This window comes from Olleya namhaensis (assembly GCF_900114005.1).
Taxonomy (GTDB): Bacteria; Bacteroidota; Bacteroidia; order Flavobacteriales; family Flavobacteriaceae; genus Olleya; species Olleya namhaensis.
The window spans coordinates 180565-204639 of record NZ_FORM01000001.1; the positions used below are offsets into that span (position 1 = coordinate 180565).

A 24075-nucleotide genomic window follows, 5' to 3' on the forward strand; every position below is an offset into this window, starting at 1 on the left:
TTTAAGCAGGCTTTTTTTGTGACCAATTATAATTAAATCGCTTTAATTATAAAGGTGCTTTTCTTACCTCTATTAATCACAATATATTTATCGTTAATTAAATCCTGAGTCGTAATTGTATACGCATCTGTTACTTTATCTTTATTTACAGATACTGAGTTTTCTTTTAATGCACGACGCGCTTCTCCGTTACTTCCCAAAAAGTCAGTCTCAGCAGATAATGCCGCAATCATATCTAAACCAGCTTCAATTTTATCCATTGACACCTCAGCTTGTGGCACACCTTCAAAAACGTCTAAAAACAAGCTCTCATCCAGTTGTCTAATTTCATTTTTAAAATCTTTACTAAATAATATACCTGATGCTTTTATAGCGTTATCTAATGCGTCTTTAGAATGTACAAACGTCGTTACCTCTTCAGCTAATCGTTTTTGTAACGCTCTAAATCCTGGGTTTTCTTTATGTTCTGCTATTAACGCTTCAACAGTTTCTTTATCTAAAAAGGTAAAGATTTTGATATACTTTTCTGCATCTTCATCAGAACTGTTTAACCAAAATTGGTAAAATTTATAAACACTAGTTTTATCTACATCTAACCAAACATTACCACCTTCACTCTTACCAAATTTACTACCGTCAGCTTTTGTAATTAACGGACAAGTCATAGCGTAAGCCTTAGCTTTGTCATCACCTACATTCATGCGTCTTACTAACTCTGTACCTGTAGTAATGTTCCCCCATTGGTCACTTCCTCCCATTTGCAGTTTGCAATTCATGGTTTTGTGTAAATGGTAAAAATCGTATCCTTGGATTAATTGGTAAGTAAACTCTGTAAAACTCATTCCTACATTACCTTCTTCTCCTGACAAACGTTTTTTAACGCTATCCTTAGCCATCATATAGTTTACTGTAATACGCTTACCAACGTCACGTGCAAAGTCTATAAATGAAAAGGTTTTCATCCAGTCATAATTATTAACTAAAACTGGAGCATTTTTAGCAGTAGAGTTAAAATCTAAAAATCGTGATAACACGCTTTTAATTCCTGCTACGTTATGGTTTAAAGTTGCTTCGTCTAATAAGTTACGCTCGTCACTTTTTCCTGACGGATCACCAATCATTCCTGTTGCACCACCAATTAAAGCCACAGGTTTATGTCCTGCTTTTTCTAAATGTACTAATATTATAATTGGCACTAAACTACCAATGTGTAACGAGTCTGAAGTTGGATCAAAACCAATATAGGCAGAGGTCATCTCTTTATCAAGTTGCTCTTCGGTTCCCGGCATGATATCGTGTACCATCCCTCTCCATCTTAATTCTTCTACAAATGCGTTAGCCATTTTAGTGTGGTTTTAGTTTTGAATTGGCAAAGATAAAAATCGTGTTATAAACTACATACAATATCTAATATTTATTACCTTCGGGATATGATTTTAGTTACAGGAGGAACTGGTTTGGTAGGCGCACATTTATTATTTAAATTATTAAATGATAATCAATCTGTACGTGCTATTTATAGAACTGAGAAAAAATTTAAAACGGTTAAACGTATTTTTAGTTATTATACTAAAAACCCAGAGGTCCTTTTTAATAAAATTGATTGGGTTGAAGCTGATTTAAATGACATCCCTTCCTTAACAGAGGCATTTGTAGGTATAGACTATGTTTACCATTGTGCTGCATTTGTTTCTTTTGAACCTAACAAATTTGATTTATTACAGAAAACCAATATTGAAGGAACTGCTAATATTGTCAATTTTTGCATTGCTGAAAATGTAAAAAAACTCTGCTACGTGAGCTCAATTGCGGCTATTGGAACGCCTCCTATTGCAACTAACCAAATTACTGAAGACACAGAGTGGAATCCAGAATTTGATAATAGTGTTTATGCTATCACTAAATATGGCGCGGAGCTAGAAGTATGGCGTGGGACGCAAGAAGGGTTAGATGCTGTAATTGTAAATCCGGGAATTATAATTGGACCTGGCATTTGGAATTACGGAAGTGGCTCTTTAATTACTATGGTTAATAAAGGCATGTCTTACTACACAACAGGAAGCACTGGATATATTGATGTGAATGATGTGGTTAATTGTATGGTACAATTATTAAATAGTCCTATAAAAAACGAACGCTATATATTAACCTCAGAAATACTTACGTTTAAAGATTTTATATACAAAACTGCAGCACACTTAGATGTTACACCTCCAGAAAAGGAAGCTTCTACAGTATTATTAGCTATTGGATGGCGTTTGGATTGGTTAAAACACAAACTAACAGGAAAGCGTCGTATATTATCTAAACAAACAGCACAATCTGCTTTGTCCACTAGTCAATTTAGTAATACTAAAATAACAGCTGCTTTAGACTACACATTTAAAACCATTGATCAAAGTCTAAAAGACACCATAGCCTGTTTTAAAAAACAATAAATACGAGGTTATTCTTTCTTTAAAGGCCCACTTGGTGCTTGTGGCTTTTTTTCAAACTTTTTCTTTTCTTTCTTTAGCTTGTCTTCTTTTATTTTTTGTTCAGCCTTATAACTAGTTCTTAAAACCTCAAGTCTTTTTTTAACAGTAACGTACATCTCGTTATATTTTTCAATATCGTACGCATAATAATTATTACTATTAGCGAATTGAGCGCTATCTATTTTATGTTTATTGTAAATAAAAGTATCAGGAACAATCCCTCTATTTTCTAATTCTCTTTTGTTAATACCTTTAGCCGAAGACATAATTGTTAAATCCAATAAGACATCCACCATTTTATCCTCGCTTAATAAATTTGCAGGTTTTTCTGGCTTTTGCACACCATAACACGACACAAAAAATAAAACGATAAGACTATATAGTAAGATGTTTGGTTTCAAAATAATTATCTATTAAAAGTTAAACGCTTAGCATAATTTGTTTCGTAAAACTTAAAGTTTTTATAAGCCAAACCACCATTTACAAATGTATGTGTAATTCTAGATTTAAACGTCGTACCCTCAAACGGAGACCAACCACATTTATATAAGATATTATCTTTATTAACCGTCCATGGATTATTAAGATCTACCACTACTAAATCTGCATAATACCCTTCTCTAATATACCCGCGTTTTTCAACTTCGAATAAAATAGCTGGATTATGACAAAACTTCTCTACAATCTTCTCAATAGATATATCTCCGTCATGGTACATTTCTAATAATGCTGGTAATGCATGCTGTACTAACGGTCCTCCAGAAGGCGCTGATGTATACACGTTAGACTTTTCCTCAAACGTATGCGGTGCATGATCTGTTGCAATTACATCAATTTTGTCATCTAATAAAGCCTTTAATAATTGTGCTCTATCATTTTCTGTTTTGACTGCAGGATTCCATTTTATTAAGGTTCCTTTTTCGTCGTAATCTTTATCACTAAACCAAAGGTGGTGTATACAAACCTCCGCCGTAATTTTTTTATCTTTTAACGGTATTTTGTTATCAAACAACTCCGTTTCCTTTGCTGTAGATAAATGGAACACATGTAAACGCGCTCCTGTTTTCTTAGCTAACTCTATTGCTTTAGAAGATGAGATATAACATGCTTCTTCACTTCTAATTATTGGATGAAAGTTAACCGGGATATCATCACCGTAACGTTCCTTATAGATATCAAGATTTTTTTTAATAGTTGCTTCATCTTCACAATGCACAGAAATTAATAAATCTGTACTTGTAAATATTTTTTCTAAAATCTCTGGATTATCTACTAACATATTCCCAGTAGAAGATCCTAAAAACAACTTTAATCCAGCAACGTCTTTTTTATTAACCTTTAAAATTTCTTCTAAATTATCATTAGTTCCACCAAACATAAACGAATAATTTGCCCATGCTTTTTTAGACGCAATTTCAAACTTATCGTTTAACTTCTCAATAGTTGTTGTTTGCGGATTAGTATTTGGCATCTCAATAAAAGATGTAATACCTCCAGCAATAGCCGCTCTTGATTCGGTTTCAATATTTGCTTTGTGTGTTAAGCCAGGCTCTCTAAAATGAACTTGATCATCTATAGCTCCAGGAATAACATATTTTCCTTCAGCATCAAAAACGTTGACATCTGCTGATTTTGCGCTGATAGACGCGCCTATTTTAGTAATAAACTCACCTTCAATTAAAATGTCCCCATTAAAAATTGTGCCTTCATTAACAATCTTTGCATTTTTAATAAGTGTTTTCTTGTTGTGCATCTTCTAATTGGATTTGAATAAACTTTTAAACTTCATACTAATAACTCCAAAAATAGCTTCAGAAATTATACTAGAACTTAATTTGGATTCTCCTTTTGTTCTATCTGTAAAAATAACTGGTACTTCCACTATTTTAAACTTTTTAAGGTAGGCATTAAATTTCATTTCTATTTGAAATGCATACCCAACAAATTTTATTTGCTCTAAATTAAGTTGCTCTAACACTTGTCTTTTATAACATATAAAACCAGCGGTTGCATCCTTAACTTTCATCCCGGTAATTAACCTCACGTACATTGATGCACCATAAGATAAAATGACACGACCTAAAGGCCAATTGACAACATTAACACCTTTAACGTAACGCGAACCAATTGCTATATCAGCCTGACCAGTATGACAAGCCTCGTACAAACGTGTTAAATCTTTTGGATTATGAGAAAAATCTGCATCCATCTCAAAAATATATTGGTAAGCTTTATTCAAACACCATTTAAAACCATGTATGTAAGCGGTACCAAGACCCGATTTTTCTTGTCTAACTTCTAAAAACAATCTATCAGGAAACTCCTTTTGTAATGCTTCTACTTTTTTAGCCGTTTGATCAGGAGAATTATCGTCTACCACCAGAACGTCATATGCTTTTGGAAGTGCAAAAACAGCTCTTATAATAGCTTCTATATTCTCAATTTCGTTGTATGTTGGTATAATAACTACAGCGTCCTGCATCAATACTATTTAAAATTTAGGCAAATGTACATTTTTATAAAATTACATAATTATAAAAATTACTTAATTATTTATCGTTTTGATATTAAAAAACAATAATTTTATCCCATGCTTAGAAATAGTAACAGTGTAGATGTTTTAACCCTAACCTTACTAGGTTGCCTAATTATAGTTGCCTTATCTAAGATGTTGTTCCCTAAGCGATTTAACCAATTTGCCACTTTACTTTTTAATAATAGGTATATTAATCAATACAATAAAGACCAACAAATTGTTGACACATTTGAAGGGCTTCTATTTGCAAACCTGATAGTAAACTTAGGTATTATAGTCTATTTGTTTTTACAGAACAACCAAATAAGTACTGCACCGCTAAACCTATTTATATATACGGCTGCTATTGGACTATTTATTATTGTCAAAGTTGTTTTAGAAAAACTAATTTCTAACATATTAGCAATAGGTCCAATTATAGATAAATACAACTTCCAACGGATCAGTTTCCGAAACTTTGCAGGACTACTATTACTACCTATAAATGCCCTATTAATTTATACTGTTAAACCAAACAACACTATGCTAATAACAGCCTTAGCTATACTGTTTTTGATTATTATTTATGGGGTGTTTCTATTTATTAAAAACAATCTTAATACCTTTAAAAAGAGCTTGTTTTATTTTATTTTGTATCTTTGCACTCTCGAAATTGCACCTTATATTGTTTTATATAAAATTATTACAAATAATAAGGTCTAAATTAAATGATACACCATATGAAAGTGAAAACCATTTTAGTCTCACAACCAGAACCTAAAATAGAAAATTCGCCATATTTTGATCTTTCTGAGAAGCAGAAAGTTAAAATTGACTTCAGACCATTTATTCATGTTGAAGGTGTGCCATCCAAAGACATCAGACAACAAAAAGTAGACTTAAATAACTACACCGCTATTATCTTAACCAGTAGAAATGCAGTCGATCACTTTTTTAGAGTTGCTGAAGAAATGCGTTTTAAAGTGCCCGATTCTATGAAGTATTTTTGTCAGTCTGAGGCTGTTGCCTATTACCTGCAAAAATATGTAGTCTATAGAAAGCGTAAAATTTATGTTGGAAAACGAAATTTTGCTGATCTATCCCCTTTAATTAAGAAGTATAAGGACGAAAAATTTTTACTACCTACAACGGATAAATTAAAGCCAGAAGTACCGGAAATATTAAACGGTTTAAATATAAATTGGAAAGAAGCAGTATTTTATAAGACTGTAATTAGCGATTTATCTGACTTAGAAAATGTTACTTATGACATTTTAGTATTTTTTAGCCCAAGTGGTATAGAATCTTTATTTCACAATTTTCCTGAGTTTAAACAAAACGACACTAAAATTGCCGTATTTGGAAACACAACTATTAAAGCTGTAGAAGAAAAAGGGTTACGTGTAGATATTGCTGCACCTACACCAGAAACACCATCAATGACTATGGCGCTTCAAAAATATATTGACAAAGCAAATAAAGGTAAATAAACCTTTAATTTTTATACAAAGTAAAAGCGCTAATTGAAAATTTCAATTAGCGCTTTTTTTATTTAGATAAGTGCGTCTAACTTTAAAAAAAACTCAAAGCACCTTTAAAACTAAGTTAATACCGAGTTACAAACCTTAAACATAGGTCATCAAAACTTTAAAGCTTTATTACAGTATCTAAAACTGCCCTTTAAGTGTATCACTATCAAAAATGTTTTGCAAAGTAAAAGCGCCAATTGAAAATTTCAATTGGCGCTTTTGTATTAACACTTTATCTATTACTATTCAGCGTAACGTTGTGGTCCACCACGTCTAATTTCTTCGCTTGCATAAGCTTCAAACTTCTCAAAATTCTCTCTAAATGCATTAGCTAGTTTAAATGCTGTTTTGTAATATGCTTTATGATCACTCCATGTCGCTCTTGGGCTTAACACCTCATCTGGTACACCTGGACAACTTCTAGGTTGCGCTACACCAAATACAGAGTGGATATGGTAATCTTTATAATTATACAGACCTAAATCTCCATTAAGCACTGCGCTAATCATAGCTCTAGTATACTTTAATTTAATTCTGCTTCCTACACCGTAAGACCCTCCTGTCCAACCTGTGTTAATCAACCAAACGTTTACGTTTGCATCCTTCATTTTCTTGCTTAACATCTCAGCATATTTAGTTGGATGTAATGGCATAAAAGGCGCTCCAAAACAAGCAGAAAAACTTGGTACAGGCTCAGTAATTCCAGCTTCAGTACCAGCTACCTTTGCAGTGTAACCCGATATAAAGTGAAACGCTGCTTGTGCAGGTGTTAATTTAGATATTGGAGGTAATACTCCAAAAGCATCTGCAGTTAAAAAGAAAATATTTTTAGGGTTTTCTCCTGTAGATGGTACTCTGATATTTTCAATATGGTTTATTGGGTAACTAACACGTGTATTTTGTGTAATAGAAGTATCTTCAAAATCTACTTCTCCTTTGTCATTCATGATAACATTTTCAAGAATAGCACCTTTCTTGATTGCTCCAAAAATTTCTGGCTCTTGTTCTCCTGATAAGTTTATTACTTTAGCGTAACACCCTCCTTCAAAATTAAAAACAGTGTTTTCTGCAGTCCAACCATGCTCATCATCTCCTATTAAACTTCTGTCAGGATCTGTAGATAAGGTTGTTTTTCCTGTTCCAGATAATCCAAAGAAAATAGCTGTATCACCATCTTTACCAACATTGGCACTACAGTGCATTGGTAATGTGTTTTTGTATACCGGTAAGATAAAGTTAAGTGCAGAAAAGATTCCTTTTTTAATTTCACCAGTATAACCAGTTCCACCAATTAAAGCAATTTTTCTAGTAAAGTCTAAAATCGCAAAATTATGTTGACGTGTTCCATCAACTGCAGGATCTGCCATAAAACCAGGTGCGTTAACCACGGTCCATTCTGGATCAAAACCTTTAAGTTCTTCTTCTGTTGGTCTTAAAAACATGTTATAAGCAAACATGTTACTCCATGGATACTCATTAATAACACGAATGTTTAATTTGTAGTCTTCATCAGCACAAGCAAAACTGTCTCTAACAAAAACCTCTTTGTTAGATAAGTAATCTGTTACCTTATCATAAAGTTTTTGAAACTTATCAGCATCAAAAGGGATATTAATATCTCCCCACCAAACTTTATCTTCAGTAACACTGTCTTTTACAATAAAACGATCCATTGGCGATCGCCCTGTAAATTCACCTGTATTTACCGCAATAGCTCCTGAAGAGGCTACTTTACCCTGTCCTTTTTCTAGGATAGCAGCTTGTAATTCCTCTGGTGATAATTGGTATTTTACTTGAGCATTTTTGATTCCGTATTGTTCCAACGCAATCGTTTTCGTAAATTGGGTATGGTCTACCATAATTTATGTTTGTTGTGTATGTGTTGTTTGAGTTGCAAAGTTAAAATTATTAAGATAATAACGCCAAACAAAACTCAATTATTCTGTTTTAAGTCTTAAAAAGTTTGTCAACAGTACTATCCAAGCTATAATTAAAAACAAACCTCCTATTGGCGTCACAAATGCTATGGACTTAAAATCAAAACCGGTCAAAACATTTGTTGCTAAACCATAAATTGAACCTGAAAAAAGGATAACACCTACTAATATTAAATAAAAAATAGTGCTTTTAGCTTTCTCTGTCAGCACTTTTTGGCTAGCCACAATCAAAAGTAACAGGGCATGATACATTTGATATTTGACCCCTGTTTCATAACTTACAATAGACTCCGGAGACACCAAACCTTTCAAGCCATGTGCACCAAACGCACCTAAAATTACACTTAACAATCCAAGGATGGTTCCTAATATTAACATTTTCTTATTCATAATAAATTATATAATTCGCAATTAACCCCGTATAAATTTTCTACATTCGTAATTCAAAAATACTCAACAAATCTCATTATGCGAAAGATTTTAGTCATAGGTTCAGGAAAATCCACTTCATATTTAATTAAATATTTATTAGATAAATCAACCACAGAAAATTTACAAATTACCGTTGGTGATTTAAACATAGAAAGTGCTAAAAAAATGATTGGTACCCATACCAACGCTTCAGCAATTACTTTAGATGTCTTTGATGCCAACTCTAGAGAAACAGCGGTTAAAAATGCCGATATTGTTATCTCTATGTTGCCGGCACGTTTCCATATAGAAGTTGCAAAAGACTGTGTTACTTTTGGAAAAAGCATGGTTACTGCGTCTTACGTCAGTGAAGAGATGCAAGCACTTGACCAAGCTGCAAAAGACAAAGGCTTAGTCTTTATGAACGAGATTGGTGTAGATCCAGGATTAGACCACATGAGTGCTATGCAAGTTATTGATGGCATACGCGAAAAAGGTGGTAAAATAATCCTTTTCGAATCCTTTACAGGAGGTCTTGTAGCGCCAGAAAGCGACAACAATTTGTGGAATTATAAATTTACTTGGAACCCAAGAAACGTAGTTACTGCAGGTCAGGGTGGTGCTGCAAAATTTCTTCAAGAAAACACGTACAAATACATCCCTTACAACCGTTTATTTAGACGTACCGAGTTTTTAGACGTCGATGGGTTTGGACGTTTTGAAGCCTACGCCAACCGTGACTCTTTAAAATACCAAAGTGTATACGATCTAAATAATGTCAAAACATTATACAGAGGGACCATGCGTCGCGTTGGTTTTTCTAGAGCATGGCAAGTTTTTGTTGCCTTAGGGATGACAGATGACAGTTACACAATAGATGATAGTAAAAACATGAGCTACCGTGATTTTGTAAATGCCTTTTTACCATACAGCCCAACAGACTCTGTAGAGCTTAAATTTAGACATGCTTTAAAAATAGATCAAGATGATATTATTTGGGACAAATTTTTAGAACTAGACATTTTTAGTAAGACAAAAATGGTGGAATTAGACAAAGCAACACCAGCCCAAATTTTACAAAAAATACTATTGGACAGTTGGACCTTAGACCCTAAAGACAAAGACATGATTGTAATGTACCATAAGTTTGGATATGAGCTAAATGGTAAACAACATCAAATTGACGCCACTATGGTTACCCTTGGAGAAGACCAAACGTATACCGCAATGGCAAAAACCGTTGGACTACCCGTAGCTATTGCAACTTTAGCCATATTAAACGGTAAAATAACCACCCCTGGTGTACAAATACCTATTACAAAAGAAGTATACACACCAATCTTAAAAGAACTAGAAGACTACGGAATTACATTTAAAGAAACCGAAGTCCCATATTTAGGCTACAATCCTTTAAACGTATAATAATTGGGCGTTACCACACAAAACTTACAAGGTTTTTGGACCTTGTAAGTTTTATTTAGGTCAGGCTATCCGTTATATCTTTTTTGCTTCTAATGGCAAAAAAGGATGCCACTTCTATCCTTAACGCATCAACGCAAAGGGCGTGCAAAAATCAAAGTTTTAGTTTCAGTTTAAAATAGTTTACTTAAATTTATCTTTTAAACTATAACTTAAACAACTTTGAAAACCACAAACAACAACATTATTATAGACGGTATTGATAAAAAGATACTTCGTGCCTTAATGCAAGATGCCCGTACACCTGTTTTAGAAATTGCACGACAAGTTGGTATCTCTGGCGCTGCCATACACCAAAGGTTACGCAAGTTAGAAAAGTCAAAACTTATTGCTGGATCTAAATTTGTTATAAACCCAAAAGTATTAGGCTATACCACTATGGCATTTGTTGGTATTTACTTGGACAAAGCTATGAGTAACCCAGAAGCTGTTAAACACTTAAAAAAAATACCAGAAGTTTTAGAGTGTCATTACACTACAGGTAACTGGAGTATTCTTATCAAGATATTATGTAAGGATAACGAGCATTTAATGCACCTACTTAACAACGACATACAAAGTATAGCAGGCGTATCAAGAACAGAAACCTTTATATCCTTAGATCAGCAGATTGAAAGACAGATAAAAATCTAGTTTTAAAGAACCTATAAGCAAAAAAACACCTCAAAATTTATTTAAAATTTTGAGGTGTTTTGCGTTAAGGATTGAACGGTCTGTCTGAGCTCCTCGCAGAGAGCGAGTAGTGAAAGCCTGACCTATTTTAGCTATTAAAAGCTAAAACAGGTAACGCCCAAATAGTGTTTAGTCTCTTGACATAAATATTCTAAGTACATACCAGAATAATAACATTAAAGAGGCAAATAAACCCAATGCTGCCGGAATATAATCTTCTGTTGTGTACTTGTCTTTTATTTGTGACGTTTGATATAGTATTGATCCTGCTGCTAATAAACACATGGCTCCAGAGAACCATAATCCTAAGTCAAAACCAAATATAGCGCCTGCTATTATTAACCCTAGTGCTATAAAAAACCCGATAGTTAATCCTGCTTTTAAAAACGAAAAATCTTTATTAGTCAACATAACTACTGCTGTCAATCCTGTAAATAAAGCAAGCGTTACTAATCCTGCTTGTTGCAGTATCTCTGCTCCAGACTCCATATAAGAAGTCGCAATATATATCATAGGGATAAAAATAAAAGCTTGTGCTAAAATGTAAATAGCATAGGCCAAATATTGCTTGTTTTTATCTCCAGTTTTCATCGCTGTACTTTCCGCATAGGTTGTTACAAACATAAAACCTCCCAGTAGTAATAACCATTTGATACCACTAGCCATAGACATCATAAATTGCACAATAGTATCACTTTGTAATAATAAATATTCAAATAATACAAATGCTAAAACACCACCCGCTACATGGGCATACGTTTTTTTGTAAAATGCAGTTCTGTCTGCGTCAGAAACAAGACTTAAATGTGTGCTTGCGCCTTGATAATTGTCATGATTATTTTCCATAAAATTTTAATAGTATTAATTGGTTACTCAAATGTAAAAAAAGAAACCGAATTTTAATTATGTTGTTGTCTAATTATCTTTTAATCGCGTCTTCCTAAAATTTGCATGGCCCAATATAACAACGATGCTAACGCACCAATAGCTGCTACCAAATAGGTTCTGGCTGCCCATTTAAGTGCATCTTCAGAGCCTTTATACTCTTCTGGCGTCACCATATTTTTAGCCTTTAACCAAGCTAATGCACGGTTACTTGCATCATACTCTACCGGCAGTGTTACAAAACTAAATAAGGTTGCAAAACCCATCATTACTAAACCAGCAATGGCTACATATTGTCCTGCTGCGCCCATAGCTTGACTTGCCATTAAGACCAATCCTCCCATAATAACCCATTGTGACATTTTTGATGTGACTTGTACCACTGGCACTAATTTAGAACGCATGGTTAAATAACTGTAAGCTGTGGCGTGTTGTACAGCGTGACCAACCTCATGAGCTGCTACTGCTGCTGCTGCTGCATTGGCATGACCATAAACAACCTCGCTTAAATTAACGGTTTTATTTGTTGGATTATAGTGGTCTGTTAATTGTCCTTTTACAGAAATAACCTCTACATCTCTTATTCCATTATCGGCAAGCATTTTTCTTGCAATCTCCGCTCCTGTCATTCCGTTGCGTAAATGTACTTTAGAGTAAAACGCAAACTTACTTTTAAGTTTACCGCTTACTAAAGAGCTAATTAAACCTATAGCTCCGATTAGTATAAAATACCCCATTTGTCCTGAAAACATATTCTTTTAATTTTAAAGTTGATATTATAAAGATAGCAAAAAGTGAGCCAATGTATTAGCGCGATACTTTGTCAGTTATTGTTTAAAAATGATAAAAGGCATTTTCTAAATGCTCGATATTAAATTGCTTATTCTGTTTTACAATTGCAATAATATCAAAACGGACCTCAACATCTAATTTATTGGATGATACATAGTGATCTACAGCTGTGACTAAACGTTGTATTTGTTTGGGTTTTACAAAGTCTTGAGGATTACCAAAAGTAGATGTTGATCTTGTTTTGACTTCTATTATTGCCAAAACATCTTCTTTTTGAGCGATAATATCAACTTCAGCTTTATTAAAACGGTAATTACGTTCTAAAATAGCATACTTATTGTCTATTAAAAAATCTACTGCTAATTGTTCGCCTTTTTCTCCAAGCTCATTATGACTAGCCATCTATTGGTCAAATACTACTGTCGATTTAGTTTTCTCAACTTTTAATGAGACGTCTCGACCTAGGATTAATGCTCTGTTATCTTTTTCGTGTCCTGCTGGCATGTTAAATGCAATCGGAAAATCATAATCGGACAACGCATCCAAAATTAATTGCTCAATAGACGTCCCCCAGAGTGTTGTGTTTTTTCGCATTCTGCTCATATCTCCAACAATTACACCTTTACAATTATCAAAGTACCCTGCACGCTTTAAACTTTGTAACATACGATCTATATGGTACTTATACTCGCCAATTTCTTCAATAAACAAAATCTTTCCTGAGGTGTCCATACTTTCTTTAGACCCTAACATGGTATGTAAAATAGTTAAATTACCACCTACTAAAGGTCCTTTTGCTTCTCCCGTTTTATTATAGGTAGACCCTTTTAAAGTGTAACTTAAAGGCTGACCAAAAATGGTGTTTTTAAAGGTGGCAATACTTTGCTCAATATCGGATAAATTAGAAGGTAAACTAACAGCCATTATAGCGTGCAAAGTTTGCACTCCTAAATTATGTATTTGATTATGTAGCGCAGTAATATCACTATACCCAATAACCCACTTTGGTTGTTTTAAAAACTGAGTATAATCTAATTTATCTAAAATCCTTACGGTACCATAACCGCCACGAGCAGACCAAATAGCTTTTATTTTAGGGTCATCCAAAGCCCTCTGAAAATCTTCGCAACGTTCTTGATCTGTCCCCGCAAAATGATCTGCCTGACTAAATACGTTTTTACCAATTACAACATGAAGCTTCCAGCTTTCTAAAAGTTTTTTAGCGCGATTAACTTCGTCATTTCTATTTTTTAAAACACCAGAAGGTGCAACAATAGCAACAGTATCTCCTGCTTTTAAATAAGGTGGTTGTATCAATTTAGTTTCAGTTTTATTTTGTGCTGACGCTGCATTATTTCCGAAGAAAAAAATAGCACAACACATAATCAGTAGTAATCTCTTTTTTGCCATATTGTAAAATTACATTTTTTTTCTAAATGGCTATCAAATTGCGTATTTTTACGGCTTCAAAAGAAAATAAAGATGTCAAAAAGATATACAATTACTGCTGCATTACCTTACACTAACGGACCAATACATATCGGCCATTTAGCAGGTGTGTACGTGCCAGCAGATATTTATGCTAGATACAAACGATTAACGGGTAACGATGTTGCTTTTATTTGCGGTAGTGATGAGCATGGTGTGCCAATTACTATAAAAGCAAAAAAAGAAGGCGTTACTCCGCAACAAATTGTGGACAGATATCATAAAATTATAAAAGATTCTTTTGAAGAATTCGGTATTACTTTTGACAATTACTCGCGTACATCTGCCAAAATACATCATGATACTGCTTCTGAGTTTTTTACAACCTTATATGATAAAAATGAATTTGTTGAAGAAGTATCAGAACAATTATATGATGCAGAAGCTAATCAGTTTTTAGCGGATAGATTTGTAGTAGGAACATGTCCAAAATGTGGAAATGAAGAGAGTTATGGTGACCAATGTGAAAACTGTGGAACTAGTCATAACGCTACAGATTTAATTAATCCTAAATCTGCTATCACAGGAAACGTACCAACATTAAAGGAAACAAAACACTGGTTTTTACCTTTAAACAAACATGAAGCGTTTTTAAAGGAATGGATTTTAGAAGGCCATAAAAAAGATTGGAAATCTAACGTTTACGGACAATGTAAGTCATGGATCGATGATGGACTAAGACCAAGAGCCGTAACTAGAGATTTAGACTGGGGTATTCCTGTACCTGTGCCTGGAGGCGAAGGAAAAGTACTTTATGTTTGGTTTGATGCGCCAATTGGTTACATCTCATCTACTAAAGAATGGGCTGCTAGAGAAGGAAAAGATTGGGAACCATACTGGAAAGATAAAGACACTAAATTAGTACACTTTATTGGTAAGGATAATATTGTTTTCCATTGTATTATTTTCCCTGCTATGCTTAAAGCAGAAGGAAGCTATATTTTACCTGATAATGTACCTGCCAATGAGTTTTTAAACTTAGAAGGTAAAAAACTATCGACTTCTAAAAACTGGGCGGTTTGGCTACCAGACTACTTACAAGATTTCCCGAATCAACAAGACGTCTTGCGTTACGCTTTAACAGCAAATGCACCAGAAACTAAAGACAACGATTTTACTTGGAAAGATTTTCAAGCAAGAAACAATAACGAGCTAGTAGCAATCTTCGGAAATTTTATTAACCGTGTGGTTGTTTTAACTAACAAATATTACGGAGGCGTAGTCCCTACACCTTCTGCTTTTTCAGTAATTGACCAAGAAACTTTAGCAACGGTAAAAGCATACCCTGCAGTTATTGAAAGCTCTTTAGAGCGTTACCGTTTTAGAGAGGCAGGACAAGAGTTAATGAATCTTGCTAGACTTGGAAACAAGTACTTAGCAGATGAAGAACCTTGGAAACTAATAAAAACTGACGAAGCTAGAACACAAACCATCATGTATGTTGCGCTTCAAATAGCTAGCGCTTTAGCAACCTTATCAGAACCATTTTTGCCATTTACATCTACTAAACTAAAAACAATCCTTAATACTACAGAAAATGCTTGGAGTGATATTTCTACTAAAGACGTATTACTACCTGCAGCACACCAAATAGAAAAAGGTGAGCTATTATTTAGTAAAATTGAAGACGAGCAAATACAAGTACAGTTAGACAAATTGGAAGCTAGCAAAAAAGCAAACGAAGCTGCTAATAAAATAGTCGAGCCACAAAAAGAAGAAATTAATTTTGATGACTTTACTAAATTAGATCTGCGTGTTGGAACTATTTTAGAAGCTGAAAAAATGCCGAAAGCAAAAAAGCTTTTAGTATTAAAAGTAGATACTGGTATTGATGTCAGAACCATCGTATCTGGAATAGCAGAACACTTTAAACCTGAAGATGTCATTGGTAAAAAAGTAACCGTTTTGGTTAATTTAGCGCCAAGAGCACTACGTGGTGTTGAAAGTCAAGGTATGATTTTAATGACTGAGAACGCTGAAGGTAAATTAGTATTTGTAAATCCCGATGATGCTACAGTAAATAATGGGTTGCACATTAGTTAATGGTCTTAAAACCTGTTTTAGATTTTTTAATTGGTGTTTTTATCTGTGCAATCATTGCACTATTAGGAGTATTATTTACTAAAATAATAGCGCATGGTTTTGGGTTTTTATTATGCTTACCACTAGCACCAATTAGTGCAAATTATTTTTAAAAAAAACAAATTGCCTATGGTATAATTTCCGGATTAATACCCATAGGCATTTTAGCTTTTACAATTATATCATTTAGCAAACTTCACTAATACCACATTATTACTAATACCTAAATTATGAGATATTTATTTTTAATCCTTTTTTGTTTGTCAAGCATAAACACCTATGCTCAAGAAGAGTGGCTAATTAGTAATATAAAAACAGAATCTGATTTTTTAAATCCACGTGATATAATCCCTTTAGTAAATGAAGACACAAAAGATATTGTTTTATTTTTCACTAACAGAAAAGTAGTCTTTGGGAAACTATACAACCAAAACAAAGCATTAATTGGATCTATAAATAACATCAAAATCCCCAAAAAAGGAAAAGTTATTATTGGTGCAATTTATAACAATGATACTTACACACTCTTTTTTAGCAACACCAACAAAACGCATTTTAGTTCGGTTTCTATAAATTTTATTACAAATAAATTCAATATTACAGAAGACTTAAATATTAAGCTAGACAAAGAAAAAATAGTTGAATTCCTGGTGCGTAAAAACAAAATACACCTCCTTACAGTTAGTAAAAAAAATGACGTATTAAAAACCTTAACTATAACAGAAAAAGGAGTAATACAATCTTTTGAATATGATTTATCTAAAGAAAACATTGTTAATAATATTGATCAAGACTACCCACTTTACCCATTGCTATTTGGCAATCCGTCTTATTCTACAATAGAGATCATTAATAATAACGTACCTAATAGTTTAGAACAAACAAATGCTATTACTAAACTATATCTAAATAACAATACCCTTACTATAACAAGTAATCTTTTTGATAAATCTACTTATATTATAAGCTTAGATTTAGAAACTAATACTTATAATTTTCAAAATATAATAAACACTGGTTTTAATGAGAGTCATAGAGGTGCCAACTCCAACTCGTTTATATACAACGACAAACTTTTAACTATCTATTCAACTTTAGACCACTTAAGTTTTAGCGCTTACAATCTAAAAAACTTAACGCTTTTAAAAACGTTTCAAATTAACAAAGAAGATAAAATAGACTTTAAAAACACGCCGATAATTCAAGAAGGAGGCGAGTTTGACAATTACAGAGAACTTGAAAAAAATTCTAAATTTCTAAGAAAAATTACACAATCAAAAATTGGAATTACAGCGTATACAAAAAACGACCAATTAATTATAACTCTTGGTGCTAGTAAAGAAATTGCCGGCAATAATTTTGCAATGGTTAATTTTGGGTTAGTTGGCGGTATAGCATTTGGGCTATTAACTAATAACCTTTATAATTACTCACAAACAAAGTCAACACGAATTAGTTGTTTATTTGACGACAATCTAAATCATATAAAAGGACATATTCCTTTAAACGATTTTGATAAAATTCAAAACTTTAAGCAAGACAACAATGCTTTTAATAATCCTAATTTACAAACTTTATTTAAATACAATTCTAGTTACCTTCTAGGTAATTATGATAAAAAAAACGGTTTGTATTCTCTTTTCAAATTTGATTTTTAGTTAAATAAAACTCACAAAAACAAGTCATTACTTTAGGTAAAATGGAAATTATATAAAGCATGAAAATAATCATGTAATACCAAACCTTAAAGAGGGTTGCATCTTTGTATCATAATCAAATCTAATATTATGAAACAAATTGTAACCGTCTTATTTTTAAGTTTACTGTTAAGCTGCGGCGCTTCAAAAACAGTCAAAGAATCAAGACAGACTATAAAAGGAGAATGGGTGTTAAACACCATTAACTACAGTCAAGCAGGCACTTATAAAGTATCCCTTTTTAATGATGTATCCAAAGCATGCTTTGAACAAAGCACGTGGCAATTCATTCCAAATAATTATTCTGGGACTTACACTATAGATAAAACAGCTTGTAATGCTGGCACACGCAACTTCAACTTTACTATTCAAGAAATAGATGAAGCAACTGGTTTATACAACTTTCTTTTAAAGCCAACGGATGCAAAAGGTAAAAGCGAAAGCAATCAAGGCTTTAGACTAAAACTAGCACAACTTTCTGACACTAACATGATGTGGCAACAAACAATTACCGTAGACGGAGCTCCTTTTACAATTAACATGAACTTTTCAAAACTATAAAACCTATGAAATCAATATTTAATAAAATAACAATCAGCGCACTTACACTAGTATTAACAATTAGTTTTACAAGCTGTAGCAGTGTAAAAAATGCAAATAACAAACAAAAAGGAGGCGTGATAGGCGCAACTGGAGGCGCTATATTAGGTGCTATAATTGGTAACAACGTTGGAAAAGGTGGTAACGGAGAACTTGGAGCTGTTATTGGAGGTGTTGTTGGTGGAGGTGCAGGAGTCTTAATAGGAAACAAAATGGACAAGCAAGCACAACAGATCGAAGAAGAAATCCCTGGAGCTGTCGTAGAGCGTGTTGACGAAGGTATCGTAATTACTTTTGACGAAAATAGTGGTGTTTATTTTGACACTGCAAAATATGGTGTCAATGCAAAATCTCAAGAATCACTAAATAAACTTGTTGGCGTTTTTAAAGAGTATCCAGACACTAATATTTTAGTTGTGGGACACACAGATAGTGTTGGTAGCGAAGAAAACAACTTGATATTATCAAAAAACAGAGCTAATGCAGTGACCAATTACCTAACAAGTCAAGGATTGAGTAGTGCCCGTTTTACAACCAATTGGTTTGGAGAACTACAACCAACTAATGATAATAGTACTGCCGAAGGGCGTGCAAAAAATAGACGTGTAAATGTCGCTATTTTACCAAATGAGAAGATGATTAACGATGCAAAAATGCAATCTGGCGAAAACTAGAATTAATTTCGATTTTATTCGGAAATTTACACAGAGTTAAATATATTACCAGACCTTATTAAATTTTATAATAAGGTCTTTTTTTGTGCTTAAAAAGTATAAAAAAAAGCCCCCAGTATCAAAAACAAAGCTTAACCTATCTAAGATGAAATTTAAAACAATAATATTACTTGCTCTATTTGCTGTAATGTCTTGTAAAACTAAACAAGAAGTCAAATCAACACCGCCATTCTCGCTATCTGATAATTGGTTATTAAAAACAGTAGCCTATCAAGACCCAAATCTTTTTGACACGATTGTACTTTTTAATGACGCTACTAATCAATGTTTTAAAGATAGTATTTGGGAATTTAAACCAACCAGCAATAGTGGTTCTTATTCTATAAACGATCTTAATTGCTCTTTCGGTTACCGTAACTTATGGTTTAAATTTTTAAAAACAGACCAGCAAACAGGCATAACACATATTACGTTAAGAGCCGAAAACAAGTCAGGAATGATTAAAAACCATAACATAAAAATAACTAAACAGTCTACTACTGCCATGCAATGGAGCTATTCCATTAGTGTAAAAGGTAAACGACGCACCGTTAATATGTTATTTGAAAAAGTATAATTGTCATAATTAACAAGACCAAAACAGCGCCATAATACATGCTAAAATATATAATATCTAAAACCAGACTACCTGAAACATCTGTAAAAAATACGGTAGACTTGCTTAATCAAGATGCAACAATACCGTTTATTTCGAGATATAGAAAAGAAGCAACTGGAAATTTAGATGAAGTTCAAATTGGAGATATTGTAAAATATAAAGAAGAATTTGAAGCCTTAGAAAAAAGAAAAAAAGCAATATTAAAAGCACTTGAAGAGCAAGGTGTTTTAACTGATGCTTTACAAGTCAAGGTCAAAGCTTGTACTGACTTAACAACGCTTGAAGATTTATATTTACCGTTTAAAAAAAGCAGAAAAACTAAGGCAGAAACTGCAAGAAAAAATGGGTTAGAACCTTTAGCGAAAATTATCATGTCTCAAAATGCAAACGATGTGGAATCTATCGCATTTAAATACGTAAAAGGCGACGTTAAAACAGTGGACGACGCTTTGGAAGGTGCAAGACATATTATTGCAGAGTGGATTAACGAGCGAACAGATATTCGTAATAATTTACGTAACCAATTGGAACGTTATGCTATGATTTCCACGAAAGTGGTAAAAACGAAAAAAGAGGACGAAAATGCTCAAAAATTTAGAGACTACTTTGAGTGGGAAGAAGCATTAAGTCGCATCCCTTCGCACAGATTATTAGCCATTTTAAGAGCTGAAAAAGAAGGGTTTATTCGAGTAAAAATTGAAATAGATAAAATAAAGGCGTTAGAAAATATTGATAGACGTATTATTAAAAGCGAAAATGCCTGCGCAGATCAGATTGAGCTAGCCATTAGCGACGCTTACAAACGACTATTATTCCCATCTTTAAGCAACGAAGCGTTACAAAAAGCGAAAGAGAAGGCGGATGAATCTGCTATTTCGGTATTTGCAAAAAACTTAAAACAACTATTATTGGGTTCGCCTTTAGGCGAAAAACGAGTATTAGCGATTGATCCTGGTTTTAGATCAGGCTGTAAAATAGTCTGCTTAGATGCACAAGGGGTTTTATTACATAACGAAAACATATATCCGCATCCTCCAAAAAGTGATAGCATTGGTGCCATTAAAAAGCTTTCCACTTTAACTGAAGCTTACAACATTGAAGCTATTGCTATTGGTAATGGAACAGCATCCAGAGAAACGGAAGCGTTAGTTAAAAAAATAAAATTTAAAAATGACATACAAGTCTTTGTGGTTAGCGAAGCTGGAGCAAGTATTTATTCCGCATCCAAAATTGCAAGAGACGAGTTTCCTAATTATGATGTCACTGTTAGAGGAAGTGTCTCCATTGGACGACGCCTGCAAGACCCTTTAGCAGAACTGGTAAAAATTGATGCTAAATCTATTGGTGTTGGACAATACCAACATGATGTGGATCAAAGCAAACTACAGAAAGAACTAGATGTTGTGGTAGAAAACTGCGTAAATAGTGTTGGTGTAAACATCAATACTGCAAGTACATCTTTACTAAGCTATGTCTCTGGTATTGGTCCAAAACTAGCAGAAAACATATTTAACTACAGAAATGAGCACGGTGTTTTTACTAGCCGAAATGCGATAAAAAAAGTACCCCGTTTAGGCGGAAAAGCGTTTGAACAAGGCGCTGCTTTTTTAAGAATTAGAGAGGCCAAAAATCCGTTAGACGACTCGGCAGTGCATCCTGAAAGTTATAATATAGTCGAAAAAATGGCCAAAGATTTAAAGGTCACTTTAAATGATTTGATTAGCAATCAAGAGTTACTTAAAAAAATAGATTTAAAAAATTATTGTACTGATACTGTTGGTTTACTAACCTTAGAAGATATTATTAAAGAACTTGAAAAGCCAGGATTAGACATTAGAGAAGAGGCTAAAGTATTTACTTTTAATCAAAACATTAAAACAATAACCGATTTAGTTGCTGGACAATTATTACCAGGAATAGTGAATAATATTACTAATTTTGGGTGTTTTGTAGATGTCGGAATTAAAGAAAGTGGTTTAATACATGTCTCTAACCTATCCGAAAGTTTTGTAAAAGATGTTAATGAGCATGTCCATTTACACCAACAAGTAATTGTTAAAGTTTTAGAAGTAGATGTGCCGCGTAAACGCATACAGTTAAAACTACATAAATAAAAAAAGCATCAATCTAGCTTATAGATTGATGCTTTTAATAAGACTAATTTAATACGTTAAGATGCCATTTTAGCATTGACTGTAACCTTTAAGTTATTATCAATAATGTCTTTCCAGTTTTCTATTCTTCGTGCTTCATAATCTTCTGTAAAGGCTTCATCTGTATCAAAAAAGCTAATAACTACAGCTTCTTTGTTAGGTGTATAAAACCAGATTTTTAAATCTAAATGCTTTAATCTTGTTATTTTATCTATGTCTTTTTTATAATCAGAAATGACTTCGCATGACTTGATTTCGGACAGCTCTAAATTAAGCACTTGGTTTTCGTCTGGCTTAAAAGCGACATAGGATAGTACTTTTTTATCTTCGGTTAAACCGATAAATTTATTGTTCCAAACCTCTTTTTGATTGTACTTAAACCCATTAGATTTTAGTAGATTTTCTGCTTTATGCTTTGTTTTTGTAGTGTTATTTAAACCTTTAAAGATGAATATAAAAAAAGGTACGAATACGCTTAATGTTACTAATATAGCTAGTAATGAGAATGAAATTTTCATTGTTTTACTGTTTTGATTTAATGTATAAGAAATCAACACGTTATCTTTACGTAAAAGACAAGCGTTGCAATAGTTAATAAAAACGTATTGCGCTTATGTAAACCAATGAAAAGGGTAAATAATCTGTGTTTTAGACAATCCAACATCAATAGACGTGCTAGTTTTTTGATACACCAAGAAATTTTCTTGCTGCTCCTTACTAACTGCATTTACAAAAGCAAGTTGCTTAAAAAAAGTAATGCTGTCTTCTGCCTGTACGTTAACTGTAAGATCAATTTGAGTATTTACAATTATACCTTGAGAATTTAAGGCTGCACTAGCTTGTACTGTATGTTGTGGAAAAGTATTTTGCACGACAGCAGCGACCTCAACTTCAGAAGTGAAGAAGGTAGACAACCCTATTAAAAGAGAAATAACTAAAACGCTAAATCTTGCCATGTTATACTTTAATTTAAAGTACAAAGGTATACGATAAGTTGTTAAGAAGATGCTAAATTTTTAAAACGCACTTAATTTTTTTTTGAACCTACTAAACCCTAAATTTAAAACTTAAACTGTCAATTTACTTATGCTTAAAATAGCCTATCATCCTATTTATTGTCATCCATTGCCTGAAGGACATCGGTTTCCGATGCTAAAATACGAGTTGCTTCCTGCACAGTTAAAACACGAAGGCACTTGTACTGAGTCTAATTTTTTTGAACCTAATAGAATGCTAAACGAAGCACCAATACTGGCAGTCCATGATCCCGAGTATTTTTACGACTTGCTTAATATTACATTGGATCAGCGTGCTGCGCGTAAAATTGGGTTTCCGTTGAGTGAGGTTTTAATTGAACGTGAAATAGTAATTGCAGACGGCACCATAAAAGCTAGTGAATTTGCTCTAAAATATGGTGTTGCTATGAATATTGCTGGCGGAACACATCATGCCTATACTAATCGTGGAGAAGCCTTTTGCATGTTAAATGATCAAGCCATTGGCGCCCGATTTCTTCAAAAAAAAGGACTCGCAAAACGTGTTTTAATTGTCGATCTGGACGTACATCAAGGTAACGGGACTGCCCAAATATTTAAGGATGATCCTTCTGTGTTTACTTTTTCAATGCACGGAAAACATAATTATCCGTTTAAAAAAGAACAAAGTGATTTGGATATTGCTTTAGAAAATAATGTTGGAGACACGGAATATCTTTCGATTTTACATGACACATTGCCCAAACTAATTAATAAATTTAAACCCGACTTTATCTATTATTTATGCGGTGTAGACGTTATTGCTACAGACAAACTAGGCAAATTAGGACTAACCGTGACAGGCTGTAAAGCACGTGATCAATTTGTTTTAGAAACCTGTAAAGCTAACAACATACCAGTCATGTGTAGTATGGGCGGCGGTTATAGTCCAGACATTAAAACCATTGTAGAGGCACATGCCAATACGTTTAGATTGGCTCAAGAAATTTATTTTTAAATGTAATGTAGCCTTACTTTATCAGACTATATAC

24 protein-coding genes are annotated in these 24075 nt (G+C 33.3%); 12 read left to right on the forward strand and 12 right to left on the reverse strand.

Going from position 1 to position 24075, the window contains the following annotated elements; all coding sequences use genetic code 11:
- Positions 1 to 32 precede the first annotated feature (32 nt).
- Positions 33 to 1343, reverse strand: coding sequence for a tyrosine--tRNA ligase (tyrS, locus tag BMZ09_RS00750; protein ID WP_090836608.1), 1311 nt, complete (start codon positions 1341 to 1343; stop codon positions 33 to 35).
- 87 nt (positions 1344 to 1430) lie between these two features.
- On the opposite strand from tyrS, the gene BMZ09_RS00755 reads away from it, so the two are divergent.
- The gene (locus BMZ09_RS00755; protein ID WP_090836609.1) at positions 1431 to 2438 is read left to right on the forward strand and encodes an NAD-dependent epimerase/dehydratase family protein; all 1008 of its coding nucleotides are present in this window, start codon (positions 1431 to 1433) and stop codon (positions 2436 to 2438) included.
- 8 nt (positions 2439 to 2446) lie between these two features.
- Here the strand turns inward: BMZ09_RS00755 and BMZ09_RS00760 are convergent, their stop codons facing one another.
- The 3 genes from BMZ09_RS00760 to BMZ09_RS00770 are packed head-to-tail and all read right to left on the reverse strand — an operon-like array spanning position 2447 to position 4959.
- Positions 2447 to 2878: a DUF4296 domain-containing protein gene (locus tag BMZ09_RS00760; RefSeq protein ID WP_143067766.1), complete on the reverse strand. Its 432-nt coding sequence runs from the start codon at positions 2876 to 2878 to the stop codon at positions 2447 to 2449.
- 5 nt (positions 2879 to 2883) lie between these two features.
- Positions 2884 to 4230, reverse strand: a complete 1347-nt coding sequence (locus tag BMZ09_RS00765) for a dihydroorotase (RefSeq protein WP_090836613.1) — start codon at positions 4228 to 4230, stop codon at positions 2884 to 2886.
- A 3-nt stretch (positions 4231 to 4233) separates the two neighbouring features.
- Positions 4234 to 4959: a polyprenol monophosphomannose synthase gene (locus tag BMZ09_RS00770; protein WP_090836615.1), complete on the reverse strand. Its 726-nt coding sequence runs from the start codon at positions 4957 to 4959 to the stop codon at positions 4234 to 4236.
- A 108-nt stretch (positions 4960 to 5067) separates the two neighbouring features.
- On the opposite strand from BMZ09_RS00770, the gene BMZ09_RS00775 reads away from it, so the two are divergent.
- Together BMZ09_RS00775 and BMZ09_RS00780 are read left to right on the forward strand one after the other, a co-directional pair.
- Positions 5068 to 5715, forward strand: a complete 648-nt coding sequence (locus tag BMZ09_RS00775) for a DUF4271 domain-containing protein (protein ID WP_090836618.1) — start codon at positions 5068 to 5070, stop codon at positions 5713 to 5715.
- 17 nt (positions 5716 to 5732) lie between these two features.
- Entirely contained in the window at positions 5733 to 6482 is a 750-nt protein-coding gene (locus BMZ09_RS00780; RefSeq protein WP_090837367.1) for a uroporphyrinogen-III synthase, read from the forward strand.
- 281 nt (positions 6483 to 6763) lie between these two features.
- Here BMZ09_RS00780 and pckA read toward each other — a convergent pair whose 3' ends face one another.
- Together pckA and BMZ09_RS00790 are read right to left on the reverse strand one after the other, a co-directional pair.
- On the reverse strand, positions 6764 to 8380 hold the full coding sequence (gene pckA, locus BMZ09_RS00785) for a phosphoenolpyruvate carboxykinase (ATP) (RefSeq protein ID WP_090836620.1): 1617 nt from the start codon (positions 8378 to 8380) through the stop codon (positions 6764 to 6766).
- A gap of 78 nt (positions 8381 to 8458) precedes the next feature.
- Positions 8459 to 8848, reverse strand: coding sequence for a DUF423 domain-containing protein (locus tag BMZ09_RS00790; RefSeq protein WP_090836622.1), 390 nt, complete (start codon positions 8846 to 8848; stop codon positions 8459 to 8461).
- A 78-nt stretch (positions 8849 to 8926) separates the two neighbouring features.
- Here BMZ09_RS00790 and BMZ09_RS00795 point away from each other — a divergent pair, with 78 nt between their 5' ends.
- Positions 8927 to 10291, forward strand: a complete 1365-nt coding sequence (locus BMZ09_RS00795) for a saccharopine dehydrogenase family protein (RefSeq protein ID WP_090836624.1) — start codon at positions 8927 to 8929, stop codon at positions 10289 to 10291.
- 219 nt (positions 10292 to 10510) lie between these two features.
- Positions 10511 to 10981, forward strand: a complete 471-nt coding sequence (locus BMZ09_RS00800; RefSeq protein ID WP_090836626.1) for an Lrp/AsnC ligand binding domain-containing protein — start codon at positions 10511 to 10513, stop codon at positions 10979 to 10981.
- Positions 10982 to 11149: 168 nt separating this feature from the next.
- Here BMZ09_RS00800 and BMZ09_RS00805 read toward each other — a convergent pair whose 3' ends face one another.
- The 4 genes from BMZ09_RS00805 to BMZ09_RS00820 form a co-directional block, all read right to left on the reverse strand.
- The gene (locus tag BMZ09_RS00805) at positions 11150 to 11866 is read right to left on the reverse strand and encodes a Bax inhibitor-1/YccA family protein (RefSeq protein ID WP_090836628.1); all 717 of its coding nucleotides are present in this window, start codon (positions 11864 to 11866) and stop codon (positions 11150 to 11152) included.
- A gap of 80 nt (positions 11867 to 11946) precedes the next feature.
- Positions 11947 to 12657, reverse strand: coding sequence for a zinc metallopeptidase (locus tag BMZ09_RS00810; protein ID WP_232782547.1), 711 nt, complete (start codon positions 12655 to 12657; stop codon positions 11947 to 11949).
- 82 nt (positions 12658 to 12739) lie between these two features.
- Positions 12740 to 13099, reverse strand: a complete 360-nt coding sequence (locus BMZ09_RS00815) for a YraN family protein (RefSeq protein ID WP_090836630.1) — start codon at positions 13097 to 13099, stop codon at positions 12740 to 12742.
- Positions 13100 to 14107 (reverse strand): S66 peptidase family protein, encoded by a 1008-nt coding sequence (locus BMZ09_RS00820; protein ID WP_090836632.1) that lies wholly within the window; start codon positions 14105 to 14107, stop codon positions 13100 to 13102.
- Between BMZ09_RS00820 and metG the strand changes: the two genes are divergently transcribed.
- The 6 genes from metG (at position 14108) to BMZ09_RS00850 (ending at position 22010) form a co-directional block, all read left to right on the forward strand.
- Positions 14108 to 16228 (forward strand): methionine--tRNA ligase, encoded by a 2121-nt coding sequence (metG, locus tag BMZ09_RS00825; protein WP_090836634.1) that lies wholly within the window; start codon positions 14108 to 14110, stop codon positions 16226 to 16228.
- Between the two features lie 269 nt (positions 16229 to 16497).
- Positions 16498 to 17925 carry a hypothetical protein gene (locus BMZ09_RS00830; RefSeq protein ID WP_090836636.1) on the forward strand — a complete coding sequence of 476 codons (1428 nt, stop codon included), beginning with the start codon at positions 16498 to 16500 and terminating at the stop codon, positions 17923 to 17925.
- A 129-nt stretch (positions 17926 to 18054) separates the two neighbouring features.
- Positions 18055 to 18525, forward strand: a complete 471-nt coding sequence (locus BMZ09_RS00835; protein ID WP_090836637.1) for a lipocalin family protein — start codon at positions 18055 to 18057, stop codon at positions 18523 to 18525.
- 5 nt (positions 18526 to 18530) lie between these two features.
- The gene (locus tag BMZ09_RS00840) at positions 18531 to 19238 is read left to right on the forward strand and encodes a YiaD family glycine zipper/OmpA-like lipoprotein (RefSeq protein WP_090836639.1); all 708 of its coding nucleotides are present in this window, start codon (positions 18531 to 18533) and stop codon (positions 19236 to 19238) included.
- A 145-nt stretch (positions 19239 to 19383) separates the two neighbouring features.
- A complete protein-coding gene (locus BMZ09_RS00845; protein WP_143067767.1) occupies positions 19384 to 19854 on the forward strand; it encodes a hypothetical protein in 471 nt (156 codons plus the stop codon).
- 38 nt (positions 19855 to 19892) lie between these two features.
- Entirely contained in the window at positions 19893 to 22010 is a 2118-nt protein-coding gene (locus tag BMZ09_RS00850; RefSeq protein ID WP_090836642.1) for a Tex family protein, read from the forward strand.
- Positions 22011 to 22066: 56 nt separating this feature from the next.
- Here BMZ09_RS00850 and BMZ09_RS00855 read toward each other — a convergent pair whose 3' ends face one another.
- Both BMZ09_RS00855 and BMZ09_RS00860 read right to left on the reverse strand, forming a co-directional pair.
- On the reverse strand, positions 22067 to 22567 hold the full coding sequence (locus tag BMZ09_RS00855) for a hypothetical protein (RefSeq protein ID WP_143067768.1): 501 nt from the start codon (positions 22565 to 22567) through the stop codon (positions 22067 to 22069).
- A 93-nt stretch (positions 22568 to 22660) separates the two neighbouring features.
- Positions 22661 to 23005: a hypothetical protein gene (locus BMZ09_RS00860; protein WP_090836645.1), complete on the reverse strand. Its 345-nt coding sequence runs from the start codon at positions 23003 to 23005 to the stop codon at positions 22661 to 22663.
- 130 nt (positions 23006 to 23135) lie between these two features.
- Here BMZ09_RS00860 and BMZ09_RS00865 point away from each other — a divergent pair, with 130 nt between their 5' ends.
- Complete coding sequence (locus BMZ09_RS00865) at positions 23136 to 24041, forward strand: histone deacetylase family protein (RefSeq protein ID WP_090836648.1); 906 nt, start codon at positions 23136 to 23138, stop codon at positions 24039 to 24041.
- Positions 24042 to 24075: the final 34 nt, after the last annotated feature.